This is a genomic window from Methylobacterium oryzae (genome assembly GCF_036441375.1).
GTDB lineage: Bacteria > Pseudomonadota > Alphaproteobacteria > Rhizobiales > Beijerinckiaceae > Methylobacterium > Methylobacterium oryzae_A.
Window position 1 is genome coordinate 82,851 of the sequence record NZ_MLCA01000002.1, and the last position, 20,601, is coordinate 103,451.

25 protein-coding genes and 1 pseudogene are annotated in these 20,601 nt (G+C 67.4%); 8 read left to right on the forward strand and 18 right to left on the reverse strand.

The window, feature by feature from the left end:
* Positions 1–68: 68 nt before the first annotated feature.
* Positions 69–1,106, forward strand: coding sequence for a glycosyltransferase family 2 protein (locus tag MOTC310_RS08765; RefSeq protein ID WP_331301546.1), 1,038 nt, complete (start codon positions 69–71; stop codon positions 1,104–1,106).
* Between the two features lie 91 nt (positions 1,107–1,197).
* Here MOTC310_RS08765 and MOTC310_RS08770 read toward each other — a convergent pair whose 3' ends face one another.
* Complete coding sequence (locus tag MOTC310_RS08770) at positions 1,198–2,703, reverse strand: MFS transporter (protein ID WP_331301547.1); 1,506 nt, start codon at positions 2,701–2,703, stop codon at positions 1,198–1,200.
* Positions 2,704–3,546: 843 nt separating this feature from the next.
* Between MOTC310_RS08770 and MOTC310_RS08775 the strand changes: the two genes are divergently transcribed.
* Complete coding sequence (locus tag MOTC310_RS08775) at positions 3,547–5,127, forward strand: tyrosine-type recombinase/integrase (RefSeq protein WP_331301548.1); 1,581 nt, start codon at positions 3,547–3,549, stop codon at positions 5,125–5,127.
* 421 nt (positions 5,128–5,548) lie between these two features.
* Positions 5,549–6,106, forward strand: coding sequence for a metallophosphoesterase family protein (locus tag MOTC310_RS08780; RefSeq protein WP_091784743.1), 558 nt, complete (start codon positions 5,549–5,551; stop codon positions 6,104–6,106).
* Positions 6,107–6,426: 320 nt separating this feature from the next.
* Here the strand turns inward: MOTC310_RS08780 and MOTC310_RS08785 are convergent, their stop codons facing one another.
* From MOTC310_RS08785 to MOTC310_RS08815, 7 genes are all read right to left on the reverse strand, one after another.
* A complete protein-coding gene (locus tag MOTC310_RS08785; protein ID WP_091784746.1) occupies positions 6,427–6,807 on the reverse strand; it encodes a hypothetical protein in 381 nt (126 codons plus the stop codon).
* 120 nt (positions 6,808–6,927) lie between these two features.
* The gene (locus MOTC310_RS08790; protein WP_091784749.1) at positions 6,928–7,173 is read right to left on the reverse strand and encodes a hypothetical protein; all 246 of its coding nucleotides are present in this window, start codon (positions 7,171–7,173) and stop codon (positions 6,928–6,930) included.
* Positions 7,173–7,535, reverse strand: a complete 363-nt coding sequence (locus tag MOTC310_RS08795) for a hypothetical protein (protein ID WP_091784752.1) — start codon at positions 7,533–7,535, stop codon at positions 7,173–7,175. Before MOTC310_RS08795 ends, MOTC310_RS08790 begins: the two co-directional genes overlap by 1 nt.
* A gap of 72 nt (positions 7,536–7,607) precedes the next feature.
* Positions 7,608–8,036, reverse strand: coding sequence for a DUF6011 domain-containing protein (locus tag MOTC310_RS08800; protein ID WP_331301549.1), 429 nt, complete (start codon positions 8,034–8,036; stop codon positions 7,608–7,610).
* Positions 8,037–8,139: 103 nt separating this feature from the next.
* A complete protein-coding gene (locus MOTC310_RS08805; RefSeq protein WP_091784759.1) occupies positions 8,140–8,379 on the reverse strand; it encodes a hypothetical protein in 240 nt (79 codons plus the stop codon).
* The gene (locus MOTC310_RS08810; RefSeq protein ID WP_091784762.1) at positions 8,376–9,287 is read right to left on the reverse strand and encodes a DNA cytosine methyltransferase; all 912 of its coding nucleotides are present in this window, start codon (positions 9,285–9,287) and stop codon (positions 8,376–8,378) included. The genes MOTC310_RS08805 and MOTC310_RS08810 overlap by 4 nt, the downstream gene beginning before the upstream one ends.
* The gene (locus tag MOTC310_RS08815; protein WP_091784765.1) at positions 9,287–9,553 is read right to left on the reverse strand and encodes a hypothetical protein; all 267 of its coding nucleotides are present in this window, start codon (positions 9,551–9,553) and stop codon (positions 9,287–9,289) included. The genes MOTC310_RS08810 and MOTC310_RS08815 overlap by 1 nt, the downstream gene beginning before the upstream one ends.
* Before the next feature lie 216 nt (positions 9,554–9,769).
* Here MOTC310_RS08815 and MOTC310_RS08820 point away from each other — a divergent pair, with 216 nt between their 5' ends.
* Positions 9,770–10,357, forward strand: a complete 588-nt coding sequence (locus tag MOTC310_RS08820) for a hypothetical protein (RefSeq protein ID WP_331301550.1) — start codon at positions 9,770–9,772, stop codon at positions 10,355–10,357.
* Between the two features lie 92 nt (positions 10,358–10,449).
* Positions 10,450–11,103 carry a hypothetical protein gene (locus MOTC310_RS08825; RefSeq protein WP_091784771.1) on the forward strand — a complete coding sequence of 218 codons (654 nt, stop codon included), beginning with the start codon at positions 10,450–10,452 and terminating at the stop codon, positions 11,101–11,103.
* 139 nt (positions 11,104–11,242) lie between these two features.
* On the opposite strand, the gene MOTC310_RS08830 is transcribed toward MOTC310_RS08825, so the two are convergent.
* Positions 11,243–11,599, reverse strand: a complete 357-nt coding sequence (locus MOTC310_RS08830; RefSeq protein WP_091784774.1) for a hypothetical protein — start codon at positions 11,597–11,599, stop codon at positions 11,243–11,245.
* A gap of 227 nt (positions 11,600–11,826) precedes the next feature.
* Here MOTC310_RS08830 and MOTC310_RS08835 point away from each other — a divergent pair, with 227 nt between their 5' ends.
* Positions 11,827–12,432 (forward strand): hypothetical protein, encoded by a 606-nt coding sequence (locus MOTC310_RS08835; RefSeq protein WP_331301551.1) that lies wholly within the window; start codon positions 11,827–11,829, stop codon positions 12,430–12,432.
* Here the strand turns inward: MOTC310_RS08835 and MOTC310_RS08840 are convergent.
* Both MOTC310_RS08840 and MOTC310_RS08845 read right to left on the reverse strand, forming a co-directional pair.
* Entirely contained in the window at positions 12,425–13,120 is a 696-nt protein-coding gene (locus MOTC310_RS08840; protein ID WP_091784783.1) for a hypothetical protein, read from the reverse strand. The two genes, MOTC310_RS08835 and MOTC310_RS08840, sit on opposite strands and share 8 nt — an antisense overlap.
* Positions 13,121–13,399: 279 nt before the next feature.
* The gene (locus tag MOTC310_RS08845) at positions 13,400–13,738 is read right to left on the reverse strand and encodes a hypothetical protein (protein ID WP_091784786.1); all 339 of its coding nucleotides are present in this window, start codon (positions 13,736–13,738) and stop codon (positions 13,400–13,402) included.
* 352 nt (positions 13,739–14,090) lie between these two features.
* On the opposite strand from MOTC310_RS08845, the gene MOTC310_RS08850 reads away from it, so the two are divergent.
* Positions 14,091–14,717 (forward strand): hypothetical protein, encoded by a 627-nt coding sequence (locus MOTC310_RS08850; RefSeq protein WP_331301552.1) that lies wholly within the window; start codon positions 14,091–14,093, stop codon positions 14,715–14,717.
* Positions 14,718–14,926: 209 nt separating this feature from the next.
* Complete coding sequence (locus MOTC310_RS08855; RefSeq protein ID WP_091784792.1) at positions 14,927–15,106, forward strand: RNA polymerase sigma factor; 180 nt, start codon at positions 14,927–14,929, stop codon at positions 15,104–15,106.
* A gap of 34 nt (positions 15,107–15,140) precedes the next feature.
* Here MOTC310_RS08855 and MOTC310_RS08860 read toward each other — a convergent pair.
* From MOTC310_RS08860 to MOTC310_RS08885, 7 genes and pseudogenes are all read right to left on the reverse strand, one after another.
* Positions 15,141–15,752, reverse strand: a pseudogene (locus MOTC310_RS08860) (S49 family peptidase).
* 67 nt (positions 15,753–15,819) lie between these two features.
* Entirely contained in the window at positions 15,820–16,272 is a 453-nt protein-coding gene (locus MOTC310_RS32775) for a phage portal protein (RefSeq protein WP_091784801.1), read from the reverse strand.
* A gap of 57 nt (positions 16,273–16,329) precedes the next feature.
* Entirely contained in the window at positions 16,330–16,614 is a 285-nt protein-coding gene (locus MOTC310_RS08865) for a hypothetical protein (protein ID WP_139174083.1), read from the reverse strand.
* 7 nt (positions 16,615–16,621) lie between these two features.
* Positions 16,622–16,846 (reverse strand): gpW family head-tail joining protein, encoded by a 225-nt coding sequence (gene gpW / locus MOTC310_RS08870; protein WP_091784807.1) that lies wholly within the window; start codon positions 16,844–16,846, stop codon positions 16,622–16,624.
* 75 nt (positions 16,847–16,921) lie between these two features.
* Complete coding sequence (locus MOTC310_RS08875) at positions 16,922–17,059, reverse strand: hypothetical protein (protein WP_175544084.1); 138 nt, start codon at positions 17,057–17,059, stop codon at positions 16,922–16,924.
* 382 nt (positions 17,060–17,441) lie between these two features.
* Positions 17,442–17,864, reverse strand: a complete 423-nt coding sequence (locus MOTC310_RS08880) for a hypothetical protein (RefSeq protein ID WP_091784810.1) — start codon at positions 17,862–17,864, stop codon at positions 17,442–17,444.
* Positions 17,865–18,032: 168 nt separating this feature from the next.
* Positions 18,033–20,012, reverse strand: coding sequence for a hypothetical protein (locus MOTC310_RS08885; RefSeq protein ID WP_331301553.1), 1,980 nt, complete (start codon positions 20,010–20,012; stop codon positions 18,033–18,035).
* Positions 20,013–20,601: the final 589 nt, after the last annotated feature.

Here is a 20,601-nt window from a genome sequence, read left to right on the forward strand (position 1 = left end):
CTCGGCGCTGATTGAGGTGCATCGACAATCGAGCAGGTGTTGATCTGTCGAGGAAAGGTGACAGGGCGATGGACCGGATCGAGCTCAGTATCATAGTGCCATGCTTCAACGAGGAGCAGGTAATCCGCACGACGAACCGGCGCCTCTTCGATGAAATTTCGAAAATAACGTCGGACTTTGAGATTCTCTACGTCAACGATGGCAGCAGCGATGCTACCTATGGCATCCTCTGCAGCCTGCACGAGGAGGACACGCGGGCGAAGGTCATCAACCTGTCGAGAAATTTCGGTCATCAGATCGCCGTGTCGGCCGGGCTCGACAACGCTGAAGGCAACGCCGTCGTCATCATCGACGCCGACCTCCAGGATCCGCCGCACCTCATCGCCGCGATGGTGGACCTCTGGCGCGCCGGCTCCCAGGTCGTCTATGGCCGACGCATCAAGCGTAGCGGCGAAACCTGGTTCAAGTTGGCGACGGCCCACTGGTTCTATAGCGTCCTAAACAAGTTGTCTGATGTCTTCATCCCGCAAGATGTCGGGGATTTCAGGCTCCTGGACCGCCGAGCTGTCCTGGCCCTGCGCGCTATGCCAGAGCGCAACCGCTTCCTCCGGGGCATGGCGAGCTGGGTGGGTTTCCGCCAGACCGCGCTCGACTACCACCGTGACCCGCGGTTCGCGGGCGAGACGAAGTATCCGCTCCGCCGGATGGTGCGGCTTGCGGGCGATGGTATCCTGTCTTTCTCGGTCGTCCCGCTTCGGGTCTCGATTTGGATCGGGCTCTGCGCGGCAGCGCTCTCAATGGTCGGGATCTTCTACGCGCTGGTCTTGCGGCTGCTCACCAACGTTTGGGTCGAGGGATTCACTCTGCTCTTTGTGTCGCAATTATTTATCGGAGGTGTGCAGCTCGTCTTCTTGGGAGTTGTCGGCGAGTACATCGGCCGCATTTTCGCGGAGGTGAAGAACCGTCCTCTCTATATCGTTGCCGAAACGCGCGGAATTGAGGAGAGTCTTCAGAACGCGGTGTTTCCGCGCTCGAAATTACGCGTTCTGAACTCTCGGCCCGATAACCGTAGCGAAAGTCTCGGTCTTGTTCATGCGGGGGAGTGAGGCGTCAACGCCGTGGCGATGCGCGGCTGCGTCGTCCTGCTGACGGTGCGCCATTTCAAAGTGACTGGACGAAAGCGGATTGGCGAAGATATCAGGCCCTCTGTATTCGGGGCCGCCCCTGATCCTCGAACGATGCAGCAAGAGCCGTCGCCGCCGCTATCGCAGTCAATAGGATCATCACGTCACTTGTCGCGCTCAACAAGGCTTGTTCGCTCACCCCGATTGTACGTCCGTGAACGTCTGACGCCAGTTCCAGACGCCATGCGAGCAAGGTGGAAGCGGTCGCCACCCCTGTTGCCGTGCCGAACGCCCGCATGAGGTTCAACAGACCGCCCGCCTGTCCAGCATGGTCGGCCGGTGCGGCCGCTAAGGTGGCGCTGTTGTTTGGGGCGATGAACAAGCCAAGCCCCACCCCATACAGCGCCAGCAACATCATCATGGCCGGCTCGCTGCTGGGACTTCCGGTGAGCGTTTGGCTGAGACCGGCAGCGGCAGCCGCGCACAACCCCATACTGCCTTTCGTCACGAGACGGGGCCATTTCGCTGAAAGGCTGCCGCTGAACGGCGCCACCAAGCCGAGCGCGGCGGGTATGATGGCGAGCCGCAATCCCGCCGACAGCGGCGCGTCGTGGTAGCCGCGCACCAGTGCGAACGACATGGTGAAGAACATCCCGTACAGCATCGCGTAAGACAGCAACGTGGCGACCGTCCCGCCGGCGAAGGCGCGCGACTGAAACAAGCCTAAATCGACGAGCGGCGTCGGAGCCCGCCTCTCCCACCACACAAATCCTGCCAGGAGCACCAATGCTGAGGTCGCGCAGATGAGCAGCGCGGGGGAGAGCGGTCCCCAGGCATTCAGCTCGGTGAGCGTCGTCATCAACGCGCTCAGGGCTGGAATCAGTAGCAATGCGCCCCACCAGTCGAACGCGGCCTCTTTGCTAAGCCGCGTGCTCACGGGCACTGTCACCCAGCCCAGCGCCGCTCCGAGGGCAGCGAACGGCACGGTCACCCAGAAGATCCAGTGCCAGCTGAGGTTGCTCAGCAGCAAACCACCGAGTGCCGGCCCCGTACTCACTCCGATAGCCTGGGCGCTGGCGAATAGGCCCATCGCGCGTCCACGCTGAGCGGGATCTGTGGCAGCCACGAGGATGACGATGCTGTTTGCACCGAGCAAGGCCCCACTCATGCCTTGCAGCACGCGAAAGGCGATGAGCCAAGGCAGGTTCGGTGCTAAGCCGCACAGCGCTGAGAACAACCCGAACAGCGCAAAGCCGAGAAGGTACATCAGCTTGCGCCCGGCAATTTCGGCCAGCCGCGCGTAAACGGGCAGCACGGCGGCGAATGCGAGGCTGTAACCCACTGCGACCCAGCTCACCTGATCAAGCGACGCATTGAAGGCTTGCTCCAGGTCCGGCAGTCCGAGCTGCACAATGCTGGCATCGACTTGCCCTGCAAAGGCTCCGAGACAGGTAATGCAGACCACAAGCCAGGAAGAGACGCCGAGCCGAGAAATAGATCTGCTCGGTGCCGGCGCCTGTGAGGAAAAACTGGCTCGCTTATCCTGCGCTTCCGGCATGACAGGGACTCGCTTTTCCATGTCGACCTCCAGGCTCGGATTTCGGTATTAGAGCCTAGCAGGCAGGCTGAATTCAAGTTGGAATGATCCGGCCGGCTGGCCCGGGCTCGACTGGTTCAGCTGCGGCGCGGGTGTTCTCAGCGTTACTATAGCTGCTGTTTCGAGAGTGTTCGTCTCATTTTCCATAGGACGAAAAGTGCGAGAATTGGTTCTCGCAAATTTTGATCACCGACGTTGAGAAGTGCGCGGCCATTTCCGCGCTCACCGCAGATCCGAAATCGTCGCTGACCGGACCTTCGAACTGAGCTTCTGCGACGTCTCCGGAGATGCTCTCGAGGCCTGTTTGATACTGGCAATGGGCGCGAAGCCGAAAGTCCGCTTCTCGGATAACGGGCGCTGTGCCTGGGCTCAGCCAAGCCCCGCAGGGGCGGCTTCCTGAGCGACGTCTTCGTCGATCCAGCCGGCGTCCGGAGCCGACCACGTCAGTCGGTTCGGGATCGGGACTAGCAACCTGGAGGACGTGCCACGGTCCGAGCCGTCGACCGAGACGGCTATGATCCCGGGTGGCTCTGGAGAACGGCGGGGAACACCCTGCGGAACACCTCGACCGCGCAGGTCGCGAGAAAGCGCATGAGGTTATGGAGGTTCGTTGGAGCGGGCGATCGGGATCGAACCGACGACATTCAGCTTGGGAAGCTGACCGAACACTTGAAATGACCTGAAATCCAATGGCGAACCGTTAACCAAAACGCCCCGAACCACAACAAAAACATGGGGTTAGGAATACGGCGGAGTCGTATGCCCTTGCCAGCAGGCCCCGAGGTAGTTGTTGTATCAGCCGTTGTATCAGGGGCGCGGACGGGCATGGCGACGAGGAACGACTACACCCGCGAGCGGCGCCGGCTCAACGCCGATGACCTGAAGCGCGCCAGGGGAATGGTCGCCGGGTCCCGCGTCCCGGGGCGAGGTCTGGAGTGGGCCGACACCGAGGAGCGCGGGCTTGCGCTGCGGGTCCTTCCGCTCGGCGCGACTTGGTACCTGCGCATGCGGACGACGACCATGCGCCTCGGCACCGCCGACGAGCTCACCGTCCCGGCTGCGCGAGAGGCGGCTGCCCGGGCGAAGCTCGCCCTCAAGGACGGGCGCGACCCGCGCTCCGACCTCAAGCTCTACCGGGATGCCCTGGAGCAGTTTGCCGGCGACGTCGAGGCCGCCGTCGGTGCCGCCTTCGACTACGAGGTGCTGCCCGACGACGCGGCGCACCGGAGGCTGCACGGGCCTTGGACCTGGGACGACCTCGTCGAGGAATTCCTGGCGGCGAAGCTGCCCAAGCTGAAACCGGCGTGGGCGAGCCAGTACCGCACCCACCTGACCTACCCGGCGTTCCGCCGCATCGGGCACTGGCACCTGCACCAGCTCGACGTCGAGGTCCTTGAGGAGGTCAGGGACGAAATCGAGGCCGCGACGTCCCCATCATCGGCCGCCCGGGCCGTCAGGCAGACGAAGGCGGCGCTCGATTGGGCCTGGCGGTTCAAGCGTCGGCAGAGCCAGCTCGGCAAGGTGCCCTGGTGGGAATCCTTCGACATCGAGTACGCGTCCGGGACCCGGGACCACGTGCCGACGCTGGCCGAGCTCGGGCGCACGCTCACCCTGGCGGAGCGGTACCGTGTCCTCGGCTCGACCGACCAGGAGACAAGCCCCGGCACGCTGGCGGCACTGTGGGCCACGGTTCTGACGGCGCAACGGACCGGTGCCCTCGGTGGCACACGCCTCGACCGCGTCATCCCGATGCCGGGCCGTCCCGACTGGCAGGTCTGGACCTGGAGCGCCGATGACATGAAGGGTGGCAAGGATCCCCGCCCGCACGCGCTGCCGGTCCCGCCCTCGGCGCTGGAGATTCTCGCCCGGTTCGAGGACCCGGACACGGACAGCGCCTATCTGTTTCCGTCCCGGCAGTCGGGCCGGCACGTCACCAGCGAGGGCATCGCCGGCTTGCTCGACCGCCTCCAAGGAAAGAGCAAGCCGAGCCGGAAGCCGAAGGACGGCGGCGAGCGCAAGCCGCGGACCCCGCGCGTCAACCTGTTCGAGAAGCATGGCATCAGGCCGTGGGTCCCGCACGACACCCGCCGTTCTCTGGGCAGCTACCTCGACGACGAGGACCTCGGCGGCGCCGGCAGCGCCATCCTCGCGCACAAGACCGGGAAAAAGGATGACGAGCACGCGCGGTTGGAAGACGTGACCCGGAAGGTCTACGCAAAGGCGCAGCGCCTCGACCTGAAGGCCCGCGGCATGGAGCCTTGGGTCGCCGCCGTCATCGCTGCTTACGAGCGGGAGAAGGCCGCCCTCGACCGTGCCGCCGAGGCCGAAGCGCGCCGGGCCGAGCCGAGCGCCATGGCGACATCCCGGGGCCGTTCGGCACGGACGAATCCCGCCGACCCGCGGTAGCGGCCGGAGGCCTCCATGAGGTCCTCAGCCATAGCGCGCATCAGGGCGTCGCGCTCCTCCGGTCCCGCATCCACGACGTCCTGAAAGCTCAGCATCGACCACTCCGTTCTTGAGAACGAAGTAGGAACATCTGTGACCAGTTCAACGGGGGCGGCCCTGCGTTCAAGTTATGCTGCTTCCGGGGCTCTTATGCGCAGAACATAACGGCATTCGTGCTTCCCGGGCGACCTTATGTGCAACCAGCGCGATGCCCAGGGATAACCCCGCCTTCGCCGTTGACCGCCTGAGTCCGCGCCCCGATCATCGCATCCTCACCAGCCGCACGAGGCCGACGTGAAACGCCGAATAGCGCTCCCCCCGACCGAAGGACCGACCCCCGGGGCGTGACGCGCGTGCGCAGCCCCCTCACGGAGGCTGCCCCATGACGACTTTCTTCTCCGCCGATTCCCACTTCGGCCACGCCGGCGTCCTCGCCATGTCGAGGCGTCCCTTCGCCTCCATCGAGGAGCACGACGAGGCTCTGGTCGCCGCCTGGAACGGTGTCGTCGGCCCGCGCGACGAGGTCTGGCACCTCGGTGACTTCGCCCTCGGGGCGAGCCCGGAGCGGTGCGCCGCCCTGTTCCGCCGGCTCCGGGGACGCAAGATCCTCGTCCGTGGCAACCACGACAAGCCGCGGGTCACGGACCTGCCCTGGCACGAGCAGCACGACCTCGTCTCGCGGAAGATCGAGGGCGTCCGGGTCGTCATGTGCCACTACCCGCTCAGGGCGTGGCCCGGCGTTTGGAGGGGGTCGATCCACCTGTTCGGGCACACCCACGGTTCCCTGCCGGACACCAGCCAAAGCTGCGACGTCGGCGTCGACCAGTGGGCCTACAGGCCTGTGACGCTGGGGGAGATCCAAGAGCGCCTCGCCGCCACGCCGGACATCCCAGAGGAGCGGCGGCTCGGTCAGGAAGGGGACGACGATGCCGAGGGGTGAGCAGGAGATCCCAGACGACTGCGTAACGTGCATCCGCTGCGGCTGGGTCAGCTTCGCGGTGACGCGGGCTGACGCCGAGGCGCATGTCGAGAAGCACAATCGCTGGAGGCTGGAGGAACCGAGCCGCCTGCGGCATTGGCCGACACCGGCGACGCTCGATGGCTACCGGTGCCGGGGATGCGGTCAATGGGGGCCGTACCGGCGGACCGTTCCCGGGGACTGCCCAACGGGGGCGACGCTCAACGCAGTCGTATGCGAACACGTCTGAAACGCGAAGGGCCCTGGCGTCACCACCGGGGCCCTCTCTCTATATACAGGGCTCACCCCCTGCTCGGGTGGCGCTCCCGTTCCGCCCGGGCCTTCCACTCAGTCTCGGCGGCGACGAGCTCGTCATGCCTGGCGCGGGTCTCGTCGGCGCGGTGGGCGTCCTCCAGGTAGGGGTGAATCCGGGCAGCCCCGCCGGCGCACTGTGCCGCCCGCAGCATCGCCACATGGGCCCGCTCATCCGGGGCCGTCGGCTCGACGCCATAGCCCCAGCGCGTCAGCGTCCGAGGCCGCGCGAGATCCTCCTCCGCGGCACGAATCGCCTCGTCGACCGCGCGGACCCGCGCCGCAGTTCGGGCGGCCTCCATCAGGGCCGGGTCGGTCTCGGCTACGGCCCGAGCGAGCGCCGAGGCCTGATCAGCCAGGACCTCCTGCACCGGGGCGTCAGCCGGCGGCGCTGGCGGGGATTCTGGGAGCGGCCGGGGGAGCGGAATGGAGGGCGCGGCAGGCTCCCCGGGCGACCGGCGGCAGGCGGGGCGTGAAAGCGGTGGCGGTCGTCATGCTCGGCGGCTCCTCTTCTCTTCCTCGATGGCGCGGCGGTGGGCGGCAGCCGCGGCGGCCGCCGTCGTCATGATCAGGTGCTGGTGGGCCCAGGCAGTCAGGGCCCCCTTCACCAGGGCCTTCGTGGGGAAGGCCCGTTTGCGCCAAGCGGCGCGGGCCGCCTCCAGGCTCGGATACCGGGAGACGGTCCGCCCGCTGGGGCGATGCACGATGACGTGCTCGACGGGCGGGCGGGTCGGCATCAGCCGAGTGCTCCCGCGTAGCTATAGGTGTCCGCGAAGAGCTCCCGGAACTCGCATGCCTTCATGCGCGGCAGGAACGAGCGAATGGTTTGCCGTGCCGACACCTTCGGGCCCTTGGCGTGAAACGGGCTGTCTGCCTGCTCCATCATCCCGCTGTCCCACTCGATGACCGCTGCGGCGAGGCGCAGCGCGTCCTCTGCGGTCGTCTCGTAGGAGAGCGGGATGGTGTATTCCCGCGCGGCCATGACGTGGACGATGCGGACGTACTCGCCGCCGACCTCGGCGAAACCGGTCGCGACGTCGACGTCGAAGGTATCAATGGGCAGGCTGTCGTCGAGGTTGAGGTTGACGGTGCGCTCCATGGCGCTCTCCTTTTTGCGAGGGATGCCTGTTTCAGGGCGCCACTGACTGCCTGGCGCGCGACGGGGGCATCGTCAGGCGGCCTTGGCGTTGAGGCTGGAGAGCGCCGCATCCCGGTCGCGCAGGTCGATGGGCGCGAATCCGGCGAACTGCCCGTCGCGGACCAGGAGCTCGTCCCAGACCCGTCGGCTGTCGCGGTAGATGACGCGCATGCCGGGACGGAGCAGGCCGGACCGCACGAGGTCGCCGATGACGCCCTCGGCGTCGTTCGTGACCGAGCGGCCGCCGAGGTCGAGGTCGGTCACGAGAATGACGTCGCCCTCGATCTCGACCTCGTAGTCCGACCGGGTCGTGAACAGGTCGCGCTCGGGCACGCCCCCGTTGGCCCGGCAGATGGGGCCCTTGCCGATCTTCACGCTGACGGCATCGGTCAGCGTGCGGCCGCAGCACGAGCAGTGCGTGGCTGGGTTGGCGTTCGTTCGGATGGTGAGCATCTGGGTCATGATGGGTCTCTGCGGTGCGGGAGGCTTTGCTTCCCAGGCAGCCCTGGTTGGGTGCGCCCTCCCGCAAGCGGGAGGAAGCCGAGCGTGACGCTCGGGGTCGTCGTTAGGCCGGCTCGTTCGGGTCGACCCATTCCATCGCCTTCTCAATCTGCTCGATGGCGGACCGAACGGCACTGATGACGTTGTACTCGGCGTTCTCGACGAAGCGCTGCAGCCGGACGTCCGCCCAGCGCTGGGAGCCGGCGCGGGCCTTGGCGGCGGTCAGGACGGCGGCGTAGCAGGCCCGCGTCTCCCGGGCGTCGAGCAGGGCAAGCTCGTCGACGAATCGCGAACGGTCGCTCATGCGGCATCTCCGAACAGGTCGGTCTGCGCGACCGCCGGAGCCCGAGGCGCCTTCTTCGCCCGGGTGGCGTTCTTGCGCTCGCGCTTGGCCTCAGCCTCAAGCGACCGGATGGTGGAGCCTCGCAGAGAAGCGCCGCGGTTCGGGCTGCCGTGGGCGACCCGCTTGAAGGCTTCGTACCCCTCGTAGCCGCCGGGCTCGACGAGCCGCTTGAACTTCTCCAGGACCGGCACCTCGTCGGGGTCCATCATGGTCGCAACTTCGGGGACCTCCTCCATGACGAAGGAGACAGGCTGCATCTCACGGATGAAGCGGGCGAACTCGTAGACGAGGTTGTTGCGGGGGTCGGAGATGTTCTGCTTGCCAGCCTTCGAGTACCCCTGGCAGGGCGGGCCGCCCGAGATGAGGTCGAGCTCCCCAAGCTGCATGCCGATAGCCTTGAGCACCCGCTCGGACGTCAGCTTGCGGACGTCGCCGATAAATAGATGGCTGACGCCGGCCACGCGCGCATCCTGCCCGCGAATCCAACCGGACCCGGCGACGAAGGTGGGGGTGCGGGCCAGCTTACCGTCCGCGACTACGTGACCGCCCTTCACGGTCAGGCCCGAGCGCCGGTACTCCTTCTCGATGTAGGTGGACGTGCGCTTCTCGTCCTCCGGGGTCACGAAGTGCATCGTGACGCTGCCGTACCGGCACAGGTTCATCGCGTAGGTCAGGGCCGCGAAGACCTCGTACTCAGCCGCGGCCACGACCTCATAGCCGGCCTGGATCAGGCCGAGGGACATGCCGCCGGCTCCGGCGAAGAAGTCCATCGCCTTCGGTCGCCGGCCGACGCGGGCGCGCTTCTCGGCGACGGCGCTGGGGAGGATCAGGCCCGTCGGGGCCCGGACGAAGTCGCGCTGCCCGAGCATCACAGGACCTCCGCGTGGAGCAGGGTAACAACGTCCCCGTCGTAAAGCGTCACGGTCTCGGGCTGGCGCGGCACGTAGCGGACCTCTCGGACCAGCCCGAGGCCCTCCAGGATTCGCGCGGCCGGCCCGCGGCGCCTGCGCACGACGTCGTTCACGTATGGGACGCTCAGGCCGTGCGCGGCCGCCCACGCCGTCTGGCCGCCTGCCTCGATGCAGGCGGCCCGGAGACGGCCGACGACTTCTTCCTCTGTCAGCGATGCGGCCATTTCCAGTCTCAGGCATGTTAAACTCAGTAGAGACTATGGACATTCCGTTGAAAAGCAAGATGCCATATTCCTTCGACATTCGGGGGATCGTAATTCGTAATTTGCAAATTGCAAATTACCAATTAGGTCAGCGAAAAAATTTTCGGCGAATCTTTAAACGTGCTTGGCCGAGTGCTTCAATCTGGCAATCAGTGAATTGCCAGGAGGTCCCGACACATGCTCGCCTTCGCCATCCCCGCCAAGCACTGGCTATGGACGGGCGCCCTCACGCCGGGGACGCGCCGCGTCGTGGCTGACCGGCCGCTCCATCCCGCCCGCTACGAGATCATCGACGGGTTCCACACCGGCATCGTCGAGGCCGACCTGCCCGAGGGTACCGTCGTCGTGACGATCTCCGCCGGCATGCCGGAGCGGTTCGGCACTGCCTACGTCGTGCTCGCCGAGGTCCTTCAGCACGTTCACGAACACGAGGCCCAGGACCTCCTCGATCCGGCCGAGGCGACACTCCGCCTGCACGAGCGCCTCAAGCAGCAGGCCGGCCTCGACTGCGTGTCGCGCCGGTTCCGCTACCCCAACGGGCACGCCATGAAGAAGGGCGAGCTCCGGGTCCGCGGCGGCTGGTACGCCGTCGTCACAGACACGACCGCCCGCCAGGTTTGGCTGCGCGCCGCGACGACGGCCGAGATCCTCGCTGGCGGCGGCGTCGTCCCGGAGGCGCCGGTCGGACAGGACCTGATCGCGGCCATCCGCGCCGAGGTCGCCGAGACCGCAGCGGAGGAAGCTGACACTCCCGCCGCGGCGTGAACACCAGTCCCCGGGCTGGTGCATTTCCAGCCCGGGATTCAGCCTTCCCACGGGTCCGCAGAGCCGGCCCTTCAGTCAGGAATCCCCACGTCATGCGCAAGATCGCCAAGCTCGCCGCCCTCGTCCTCGCCGCCATGGCGGCCGCCACACAGGCCGTCTGGGACGGCTCGAAGTGGGTCATGAAGAGCCTGTTCGCCCCGCCGCAGCCCGTGGGCGTCGAGGTCGGAGACGCGATGGACGCCGTGGCCGCCCGAGCCGCCGCGCCCGTGACACCGTCACAGCCGGCGGCGCGTGACACCGTCACGCCCGCCCCGGCGCCGGCCCCCAAGTCCGAGACCGCCCCGAAGGCCGCCGCGACGGCGAAAGTTGTCGAGCTCGATCCCGTCCTCGCGAAGGGCAAGGCGGCCTACGCGTTCGCCTGCGCCCTCGCGACGCTGGGTGACGAGCCCCCGACGGAGGGTCTCAACGAGGCCGAGATCGCGTGGCTGAACTCGCTCAACACGATGGAGATGATGCACATCTGGCGCGGCGGCCCGATGCAGGCCGGCGCCCACATGCTCGGCATTAAGGCCATCCCCGGGCTGCCCCTGTGCCCGACCCTGTCGGAGTACAGGCACATCCTGGGAAGCGCGGCGCAAGTGACGCCTCGTCAGCGCGAGGAGATCGCCGAGTACAACGCCACCCTCGACCAGGCATTCGAGGACATGATCTCGGACCCGGGCTTCCAACTGAAGCAGGGCATCTGACGCCACCCCCGAACAGCGAAAGGCCCGCCCCGGGACGCCGGGGCGGGCCTTTCTTTTTGTCGCTCACCCTGCGGTCCGGGCCTTGATAGTTGCTGCGTGCACACTTTGTCGTGCTACCGCGTGCGCACAGATGCCGACGCTATGCCGACCGGGCGGCCCGCAGGACGAGGCCCTCAGCGCGGAGGGCGCGCCGGTGCATGCTCGCGGTCTCAGCCTTGGCGGTGGCGGTCTCCTGACGGGATGTGGCGAGCTCCCGCTGCAGCCGGGCGACCTGCGCGCGGAGTTCGGCCGCCTCGTCGACGGCGGCCTGATGGAGAGCGCGCTGGCGGGTGACGGCGGCCATCGCGCGCCCGGCGGCGCTGGCGTTCCGGAGGCCCTGCTCGTAATCGGCGTCGGCCTGACGCTGCCGGGCATCCGCGAGGCTCGTAGCCAGGACGCCAGCCAGGCCCATGCCCACCCGGTCGAGGTCGCTGGCGATTCCGTGGGCGGTCGTCATTGGGTCACTCCCTCGTCCGGTGTGATTTCACGATCGGGGGTCACGGACTCACTGTCGAGTAGGAGTCAACGCTTGTCCCTGGCCCGGACGCCGGAACGTGGGGAGAACTCTGAGCACGGTTAGCGCCCCGTTACTTGCTGCCTCTGTAACGGATTGTGGGAAGTACGGCGTCACCGGCCCGAGGGCATGTGTGGTCCGGTGCACGGGGGCAGGGCACGCTCCGCGGCATGGAGATCTCAGTCACCGTCGACCGGTCCGGTTACGACCGCCAGGTCAGCGACCTCGCCGCCAGGGTGCTCAAGCCGGCCTTGCAGGAGGTCGCCGACTATCTCGGCGCGGCCGCCCGCCAGCGCCTGATGGCGGAGACCGTCCTGCGCTTCGACAACCCGGTCGCGTGGACGGTCAACGCCTTCGCCTATCGGCGAGACGCGGCCGGGGACGACGCCGGCACATACGTCTTCGTCCTCGGCGACCAAGCGCAGTACTTCGGCCTGGAGGTCGAGGGCGGCCCCCGCGTGGCCGGCGACTACGCGACGACGAAGGGAGGCCCGCTCGTCCCGGCGTCCGGCGCCGCCGACAAGCTGGACGCCGAGGGCAACCTGCCCCGCAATTTCGTCCGTGACGCCGTCGCGGCCGGGGCCCACTGGATGCGTCTCAAGGTTGGCGAGCCGGAGGCCCTGGTGCTGCCCGGCCGGGGGCGCCTGCAGGTCCTGGCGGTCATCTCCGAGCGGATCGAATACCAGCCCCGATTCCTGTTCGCTGACATCGTCCGTGACGCCGTCCTGCAGAAGGCCCCGGCCGCCGTCACGAAGTACCTGAGCGGTGCTAGATGAGGAACACGGGCGACCAGACCGAGATGCCGACGAGGAAGGCGTTGCCGTTCTGGGCGGGCGGAGCGACCGGCGCGGGTGCCGCCACGCCCCCGTTGGCGGGCGGGACGTATCCGGTCGGCGGCGGGCTGTTCGGGTTCGAGGGGATGTACGTATTCACCCATGTCATCCCCATGTCGAAGGTTGCCGGCACGATCTTGTCGTAGCCATCAGCCCTGACGATGAGGTCGTGCGACTGCACGTGGAAGAACGCGCCGTCCACCCCGGTGCTCGGCACGTCCCAGCTCGTGCCCGTCCAGTCGACCGGGATGTTCCCGCCGGGCGGGTTGGTCGTCTTCATGAAATTCCCGGCCAGGTCGTAGAGCGCGAGGCGCTGCCCGTCGGTAAGGGTGACGACGATGGCGTTCATCCCGACGCAGGCCGGGGTGCACGGGTGTCCCGAGCTGGTCCTGACGAGCGCGTTGTCATTGACGCTCGTCCAAGAGCCGCTCGACTCGATGATGTACTCGTTGCTCGGCACGTCCCCGACGTCGAGGTACTGAAGCACCGTCCATGTCATGTTGACCATGGACTGTCCGACGGGGATGATCTCGGCGCCGCCCGCCAGCGTCAGCCGGACGAGCCCGTACGGGCTGGCGAAGCGGTAGTCGCTGTTGTCCCAGTCGACGATGCTGCTCTTGGGGTACGGCATGAGGGGCGTCCTTGCGTCAGGTGCTACGGGCGGGGCTCGGGCGGTTGGGGCGGCCGGTCAGTCCTTGCTGTCCCCGTGGAGGCAAGCGGCGCGCAGCGCCTTCACGAGCTCGTCCTCCTCGGCGGCCGGGCCGCCGCCGGCGCCGAGCTTCGGATTCGGGGCCTCCGCGTTCATCGCTCTGCGGAAGGCGTCGCCCTTCGGCGAATCGCCCGCCTCGCGCGTCTCGGGGGCCGCGGCGGCAAAGGTGTCGACGTCCTGCAGTGCAACAGCGAACAGCGTCTAGGCCTGCTCGGCGAAGAGGTCGGTGTCGAAGGCGAGCGCGGCGGCGAGGGCCGGGAAGAGCTTGCCGTTGGCCGACTGCGTGATGGCCTTTATGCGGGCCTTCTCGCCGGAGGCGCCGGTCGCGGCGGCGGTGGCGCCCTTCTTGACGTCCTTCTTCTCGTCGGCGGGCTCACCGTCCTCTTCGGAGGCATCCTTGTCCTCCTCCTTGCCCCCGGCCTTCTTGGCCTTAGCCTTGTCCTCGTTGGTCTGCTCCGAGGCGGTGCGGGGCGTCGCCAGCTTGGCGCGGAGGCGAGGGGCGGAAATGGGCTGCTCCGGGTTCGGGGGACCCGCGCCCAACCTCGGTATCCAGCCGGGGCCGTTGAGCGGGCCTGGAACTGTTGTCCCGGCGAGCGTCAGGTGCCGCCGTGCATCGGCCAATACATGCCGGACAGAAAAAATCGGCGGTGGAAAACGCTTGCCTCGCGTGCGTGCGCGCCCGCCTGCTGGCTTTAGAAGTCCGCAGTCGGAAGCGGGGCCGCAATTCGCAGGATGACTTGGATGGTCTGAACATCCCGGCATCTGACGCCGTTCGACGGCATTTCTCGGGGTTGACATGCTGACGGCGGAAATTCCCGCGTCGGAAATCAGTGCCCTCTAAACGCCGTGCGCCCTTGCGCTTCAATCCGCCGTGTGCATCTATGACGGTGTCATGGACGCATTGGATAAACTCATCGCCGAAAAGCGGCAGGCCATTCGGGTCGTAGAGGCGGAAATCTCCGACCACGAGGCCAAGGTCGCTACCCTGCGTGAGAGCATCGCTCTCGCCACCGTCGAGCTTGCGGCCTTTGAAAAGGCCGCGGCGCTTCGGCCGGTCTCGTCGCGCGGCGACGACGAGGAAGCCTTCGACACGCATGACGGTGACGGTAAGCGCCGCGGGCGCCAGAGGGGCGCGATCTCGCACGCTTGGCGGACCGCTCTCGGCTATCTGTACTTGATGGGTGAGCGCTTCGACTACGAGCGCATGCACGAGGTCGCACAGAACGCCGGCATCACGACCAGCTTCGCCTCCATCCGCGACCGCGCGCGCGATTACGTCGAGCGCGGGCTGCTCGACGGGTCTGCTGACGCCGGCTTCGTCGTGACGGACAAGGCCGCCAACCAGTTCAAGTTCGACCAGGCGCCGGCTGCCGGCCATGGGGGGACCGCCCCCGAGATGCCTGAGATCGAGGAAGAGGAGGAGGACGACGCCTCGGACGCCGGAACTCTGCGCGAGCAGGGCGCGACCGGGAATACGTCGTTCTTCGGGGATTCCGACGGAGGCGGTATGGCCTCATAGAAAGTGCTTCGACGGCTGAGGTCCTGCCGGTCGAAGTAACGGAGCCGGGTGCTACCAACACCCGGCTCCGTATGGACCACCAACGATAGCCGCTCCCGGGAGGAAGCTGCGCTGAAAGTCGACGGCTCGCAGCCTCAACGTGTCACTTTCCGCCGCAGTTTTCAACTCGGGAGCTCCTTCATCCTGTATATGAACAGGAGGGCTCGCCAATGCGCGGCCGCTTCCCCTGCACGTTCGAGATGGCGTGCTACGTCCTCTACCTCGTTGAGATCCTCGGCCTCAGCCAGACGGAGGCCGCCATCCGCGTTGGTCTTAACGTCGGCTCGGTGAACCACGTCGTCCATGGCCGCCGCCACCCGACGGCGTATCCGGTCCCGCTTCCGTCGTGACCCATCCGGCCGGGGCATTCATCGCCCCGGCTCCCTATGCGACAAGCAGGCCGGTCGAGGCCTCGTCCTCGACGAGCTCAGCCATGACTTCGTCGAAGGTGGATACCTCGTCGGCGAGGCCGGCGTCGACGGCGGCTTGACCGATGAACACCGCGCCCTGGCCGAACTGCTCGGATCCGACGACGTCCACGGACAGGCCGCGGTAGGCGGCGACCTATGCGATGAACACTGCGGCGGTGTCGTCGGCGTTCTTCTGGATGGCGGCCCGCCCCGAATCGGTCGCGACGTCGGGCCTCTTGTTCGGGGTCTGCGAGGAGATGATCTCGTGGGTCTTCACGCCGGCCTTCTCGTCGGCGCCGCGGCGGTCGACGATGGAGCAGCAGCAGCCGAGCGACCCGACGGCCGAGGTCGGCGTCACCACGATGTGGTCGGCGGGGGACACGTTCCAGAGGGCCGCGCTGCAGGCGTCCCCGGCGACGAAGGCCACGACGGGCATGTGCGCGGCCGCCGCCTTCACCGCGGCCGCCGCCTCGCTGCAGCCGGTGACCTGCCCGCTGGGGCTGTCGACCTCCAGGATGATGGCCGTGACGCCGCCGTGGGCGACCGCCGCGGCGAGGTCCGCCTTCAGGGTCGTGTACGAGGTCATGCCGCAACTCTGCAGCCACGACGCGTAGGCGATGAGCGGGCCGATGACTCGGATGATGGCGACGCCGTTACGGACGATGCCCCTGCCGTACTCGCGCAGGTAATCGTCCCCCTCGGCCAGCGCAGCCCGCTTCGGGGTGCCGTCGCCCTCGTCGTGGTCCCCGGTCGAGACGCCGCCGGTGACGTGGCTCTGCGCCCGCGGGGCGAGGGCCTGGATCTCGACGCCCTCCCGGCGAGCGAGGAACACAGTAGCCCTTCGGCGCTCCGGTCTCGGGGTCGAGCTCGATGCCCCGACGGCGGGTCGCCGTGTCGGGCGCGAATTCCGGGTTTGAGAGCCGGTCGGCCTCGACCACGCGGAAGCAGGTGCCGAACCGGGTGAGCCCGTTCTCGGGCAGGTAGTAGGGCACGGCGACGCCGGATCCCGACACGATGGTCGAGGTCAGGAGCTCCGAGGCCATGAAGCCCAGGGTCTCGGTGCGGGAGGCGTCGCAGTTGGTGGTCCGGGCCCAGTTCCGGAACAGGCCGCGGACGACGCGGGACCACTCCTCCGCTCAGAGCTTGCTCTTCCCGAGCGTCTTTCAGTCGGGCGTCGGGACGGCGTCGAGCCCTTCGCCGACGATGGCGAGGACCTGCTGCTGGATGGCCGAATAGACCTGTCCTTCGTGCCGCTCCGAGCCGCGCCCGCGCCAGAACGCGATGTCGGCCTCTGGTCCGTTGTCGGCGTCGGCGCTGCCGCGAGAGACCCGCCAGTCCCGCATCCCTCGCGCGAACGAAGTGCCGGGCCAGCTGCTGTCGATGGCTGCGTTCCGGCTTAGGGGCGTGAGCCCGTCGGCTGTGACGAGGGCGGGGACGCGAGGCTGCATGTTGGCCTCAGCCGATGTAGATCGCGCCGAAGCCGCAGGGCCCCGACAGGCGGACGCGGGTCTCCAGGTCGGCGATAATGTCCCGGAGCTCCGTCACGCTGGCCTTAGCCAACGCGACGTTCTCGCCGGTCGAGGCGACCGCCGCCACGTCCTTCGGACCGAGGCGCCGACGGAGGGCGGCCTTGGCGAGGGCGAGGTCGGCCTTGGCCTCGTCGAGTTCCTGAGCGGTCATAGGCGGGTCCCGGCTGTGCCCGCCCACCGTTCCCCCCGCCCATGCATCGGCCTACACATGCCGGCCGGGGCGGTGTCAGTCCTCGTCGTAGGATGCGGCCCGCCCGAGGCCGGCGCCCCGCATCAGGGCGCGCATGTCGACCTTCGCGGACGGGCCCGCGAGGCCGGGCGCATCGTCGCCCGGGGTGGCCTCGCCCCGACCTTGCGAGGGCATGCGCAGGCCTGGCGGGACACGGATGGCGTTCGCCGTGGGCGCGGGCGGGCGGACCACGCGGCGGACGATGCGGTCCTCGGGCGCGGCCTCGACCGACCGCGGGGCGGCGGGCTCGGGGCTCTATTCCATCGGCATGGCCTCCTGGGCGGCATCGTCCTCGCGGGCGTCCTCGGAATCCCCGGCTCTCGAACCCTACAAGGCGGGCGGTGCCCTTGCGGACGGCCTCGGTCACGTGGCTGGAGATGGAGCGGCCGCGCAGGTCGGCGGGGCGGACGATGGGGTTGTCGTTGTAGCGGGGCATGGGGGAGCGGCCCTGGTGGATGACCCCTCGACCGTCAGGCCGCCCCGTACATCGGCCAACACATGCCGGATGGGACGCGGCTCAGGCCTGCCGGGTCAGCCCGAGGCGCTGCATGAGGGCGCGCTTGGCCTGTGGCTGCGCGACGCCCCGGCGCTCGACCAACTCCTCCATGGCCTGCCCGAGGACGGCGTCGAGGCCATAGGCGATGCCGTCGTAGCTCCTCTGTTCCTTCACGCGCGCGCGAAGCCCACCTCGACGAGACAGGTCGCAGAGGGCGGTGGCGATGGCGGCCTCCACGAGGCGGGGCTCAGGGATGCCCTCGGCACGGCGACGGGCACGCTCGGCCCGCTTGCGCTCGGCGGCGTCCCGGCGCTCGCGTGCGGTGCGCGCCGAGCCAGACTCGGGCGCGCTGGCATCTTCGGCCTCGGACTCAGGGTCGAGGTGGATCTCGTACGGCATCTGCTCGCACAGGCCGGGGAGGATGAAGGCGGGCTCGGTGAACATGCGGGCTGGCTCCTGTTGGAGATCATGCCAGCCGGCCCGGCAAGGCACAGCATCAGAACGAAGAAGGCCCCCCGCCCGGGTGGGACGGAGGGCCTTCACGATGAGGTGCATCGTCAGCCCGCGAGAGCCTGCCAGCATATTGCCAGGGTGCTCGGCAATAGACAACGCCTATGGTGCGTGGGCGCGTGCACGCTGGCGTGATGCGAGTACCCTGAGCTCCGCCATGCGCGCATCCCCGGCCGCGAGGCCAGCAGGGTCGCGCAGGGCGCGAGCTTGGGCTGCGAGCCTGCCGAGCAGCCCCACTCTCCCAACGGGCGGAAGAGGCACCTCGGGGGCTTCCTCAGGGCATCCATCATCCAGTGCGGCCAGGGATACAGGGGCAGGTCTCGGAGGGGTGACGGCGGGCCTTAGCGGAGCGAGGTCTGAGGGGACGTCGGCGGGTGGCAGGTAAGGGGCGAGGAGCGCTAGGGACGAGCGAGTGCGAGGAGCAGCGAGGACGGGCGGCGTCTCATCAGGAGGGGGGACAGGCTCGGCCGCAGCCGGGGTCCGGAAAGCTAGGAGGAAGGCCGGAACGGGCACGGCGGCAACAGGCGCAGGGGGCTCTACAGGGGCCGGAGAGAGAGCCCCGGGCTCCGGAGGAGGGGCGTCAACACGGGGACGGGGAGAACCCGGGCGGGGCGGGAGGAGACCCAGGAAGGGGCGGAAGCGAGCCCCGGTCCCGGAGGGGGAGACCACGGGTTCGGGAGAGGACAACAAGGGCTCCGCGGAAGGGGCGACCTCAAGCTCCGCGATGGGGGTCTCGACAGGTTCGCCCACCCCCGGCTCCCTATATCGGATCATTTGGGTCGTCTCACCTATAGAATCCTTCCGCGAACCCCTTAAGGTTGCAGGTGAAATCCGGTCCAGCGTACCTTCCAGGACATCGTTCATGATGCCCTTCAACTCGGCCTGCCGACCCTCCGGTGCGAGGAAGCTGTCGTGGACCGGCAGGGCCGGGAGCTCAGCCTTCTCGCAGGCCTTGAGGACCTCTAGGGCCATGCGGGCATCGATGGCCATCAGCGAGACACCAGCGTCGCTCCCGATGTAGCCCGCGATGGCCGGGTTGTGAGCGATGACCTTGTCGATGATGCGCCGGGTCTCGGTCCAGCCGTAGGGCCACACTGGCGAGCCGTCGGCCTTCTTTTGGCGGGCCTTCTCTATCAGGGCCCCGGCCGCGGCGTTCAGGGTCGCGGCGTTGATGGCCACGTTCAGCGCAAGCTTGCCGACCCACCGCTGGTAGTGAGGCAGCGCGTAGCAATCGAACCCGGCGGGCATCCTCTCCCCGCGCATGGCGTACAGTAGGCGCGGGTGCAGGGAGGCGAAATCTTCCTCGATGACCACTTCGCCGTTGATCAACAGGTCGAGCCGCCGGTCCTTGGGCAGCCCCTCCCAAAAGCCGCCGTAGATTCGACCGCCCTGCCGGAATCCTCCACGGCTGAAAACACGGTAGACATCGACCTTCGGCGTGATGCGGGCGCAGGCCCATGTCTCGACACCGTCTTTCACCTTCCGGGCGCGAACGTGGTGCGCGGTCCGCTCCCAGTTGTCCGGCGAGGCCGAGGCCGAGACGTCGACCGAGAAGCTGTTCATGAACCGGTTGAGGTTGCCGATTTCGCGCGTCAGTCGCCGGGTTTCGGATGTGTCCTCGTAGTCGATGCGGGAGCCGTCCTCGCCCTTCAAGACGAGCGGGCAGCGCGAGCCAAGATACTCGATCGGCTGACCGGCCAGGATCTCGACGAGACGGTTTGAAGCCCGCATGCGGCTCTGCATGCCATGGGTCAGGTGGGCGCCGGGCTTCGACCGGATCTCCTCGATAAGGCCGAGGCGCCCAAGTTCGTTCACGGTCTGCAGCACCGACGAGTAGGTGTAGTCCGTCCCCTCGTACCGCCCTTGGGCCGCGTAGAAGTCCCGAGAGCGGCTGTAGGAGACGTAGGGCCGGTCGCTGTCCGATGCCAAGGCGAGCGCCGCCAGGACGCTGGCCATGGCTCTGTTGATCTTGGAGCGGGAGAACTTCGGCAGGCCTGCGGCGGCAACCAAGTCTTCGGATACGCGCCAGTGGAAATCCAGAGCGCGGGCATTGCGCGCCAATTCGTCATCGTGCTCGGGCATGTGGCTCTCGCGGTGGAGCACACGCCGGGGCACCTCTGACCCGACGCGGCTCGCGCATGCTCCGCCGCGCTTTTGCTAATAGCTAGAGGCGCTTAGCGGTGCGCCATGAACGCGATTCCTGATCCTTGGCCGAGCGGAAAGCGCCTATGCGAACCGCGGCAGGGAGGCCCGTCAGGGCACTTCAATTTTGAAAGTTGACCCCGGCATCATCCAGGTCGCTCGATCCAAACAAATCGGCTCCCCGGTGCCTTCCGCGTGGGTGCGACAAAAGCGCATCGTCGGAGACCTGCCTGTGAATGGGTCGGACTGCTCGAGGGCGGCGCTCCACCTCAGCGGGCATGTGGCTGCCGCTTACATTGCACTTGGCGTAAGCGTCATAGCCAATTTCAGTGCTTATCCATCCCGATGCTCCCGTCAATGATGCGCAGCAACCTGCTATAATCAATCGTTATAGGTAAAAACTAAACAATCCGATGTTGTGCTTAATCATAAATTTAAGCAATGCCAGATAGTTGGGAGCACACCTTGCGATTACGAGCCACCAAAATTTATCAGTATTTAGACAAACGAAATATTATTATTTGACCGA

What these genes read in the sequence shown, in the direction of transcription:
- MOTC310_RS08835 (WP_331301551.1), top strand. Translation starts at nt 11,827, where the DNA reads ATGGAGATCTCAGTCACCGTCGACCGGTCCGGTTACGACCGCCAGGTC.
- MOTC310_RS08865 (WP_139174083.1), bottom strand. Translation starts at nt 16,614, where the DNA reads ATGCAGCCTCGCGTCCCCGCCCTCGTCACAGCCGACGGGCTCACGCCC.
- MOTC310_RS08800 (WP_331301549.1), bottom strand. Translation starts at nt 8,036, where the DNA reads ATGACCCAGATGCTCACCATCCGAACGAACGCCAACCCAGCCACGCAC.
- MOTC310_RS08795 (WP_091784752.1), bottom strand. Translation starts at nt 7,535, where the DNA reads ATGGAGCGCACCGTCAACCTCAACCTCGACGACAGCCTGCCCATTGAT.
- MOTC310_RS08770 (WP_331301547.1), bottom strand. Translation starts at nt 2,703, where the DNA reads ATGGAAAAGCGAGTCCCTGTCATGCCGGAAGCGCAGGATAAGCGAGCC.
- MOTC310_RS08765 (WP_331301546.1), top strand. Translation starts at nt 69, where the DNA reads ATGGACCGGATCGAGCTCAGTATCATAGTGCCATGCTTCAACGAGGAG.
- MOTC310_RS08810 (WP_091784762.1), bottom strand. Translation starts at nt 9,287, where the DNA reads ATGCTCGGGCAGCGCGACTTCGTCCGGGCCCCGACGGGCCTGATCCTC.
- MOTC310_RS08805 (WP_091784759.1), bottom strand. Translation starts at nt 8,379, where the DNA reads ATGAGCGACCGTTCGCGATTCGTCGACGAGCTTGCCCTGCTCGACGCC.
- MOTC310_RS08875 (WP_175544084.1), bottom strand. Translation starts at nt 17,059, where the DNA reads ATGCCCTCGCAAGGTCGGGGCGAGGCCACCCCGGGCGACGATGCGCCC.
- MOTC310_RS08880 (WP_091784810.1), bottom strand. Translation starts at nt 17,864, where the DNA reads ATGTTCACCGAGCCCGCCTTCATCCTCCCCGGCCTGTGCGAGCAGATG.
- MOTC310_RS08850 (WP_331301552.1), top strand. Translation starts at nt 14,091, where the DNA reads ATGGACGCATTGGATAAACTCATCGCCGAAAAGCGGCAGGCCATTCGG.
- gpW (WP_091784807.1), bottom strand. Translation starts at nt 16,846, where the DNA reads ATGACCGCTCAGGAACTCGACGAGGCCAAGGCCGACCTCGCCCTCGCC.
- MOTC310_RS08855 (WP_091784792.1), top strand. Translation starts at nt 14,927, where the DNA reads ATGCGCGGCCGCTTCCCCTGCACGTTCGAGATGGCGTGCTACGTCCTC.
- MOTC310_RS08830 (WP_091784774.1), bottom strand. Translation starts at nt 11,599, where the DNA reads ATGACGACCGCCCACGGAATCGCCAGCGACCTCGACCGGGTGGGCATG.
- MOTC310_RS08820 (WP_331301550.1), top strand. Translation starts at nt 9,770, where the DNA reads ATGCTCGCCTTCGCCATCCCCGCCAAGCACTGGCTATGGACGGGCGCC.
- MOTC310_RS08775 (WP_331301548.1), top strand. Translation starts at nt 3,547, where the DNA reads ATGGCGACGAGGAACGACTACACCCGCGAGCGGCGCCGGCTCAACGCC.
- MOTC310_RS08780 (WP_091784743.1), top strand. Translation starts at nt 5,549, where the DNA reads ATGACGACTTTCTTCTCCGCCGATTCCCACTTCGGCCACGCCGGCGTC.
- MOTC310_RS08885 (WP_331301553.1), bottom strand. Translation starts at nt 20,012, where the DNA reads ATGCCCGAGCACGATGACGAATTGGCGCGCAATGCCCGCGCTCTGGAT.
- MOTC310_RS08825 (WP_091784771.1), top strand. Translation starts at nt 10,450, where the DNA reads ATGCGCAAGATCGCCAAGCTCGCCGCCCTCGTCCTCGCCGCCATGGCG.
- MOTC310_RS08815 (WP_091784765.1), bottom strand. Translation starts at nt 9,553, where the DNA reads ATGGCCGCATCGCTGACAGAGGAAGAAGTCGTCGGCCGTCTCCGGGCC.
- MOTC310_RS08840 (WP_091784783.1), bottom strand. Translation starts at nt 13,120, where the DNA reads ATGCCGTACCCCAAGAGCAGCATCGTCGACTGGGACAACAGCGACTAC.
- MOTC310_RS08790 (WP_091784749.1), bottom strand. Translation starts at nt 7,173, where the DNA reads ATGCCGACCCGCCCGCCCGTCGAGCACGTCATCGTGCATCGCCCCAGC.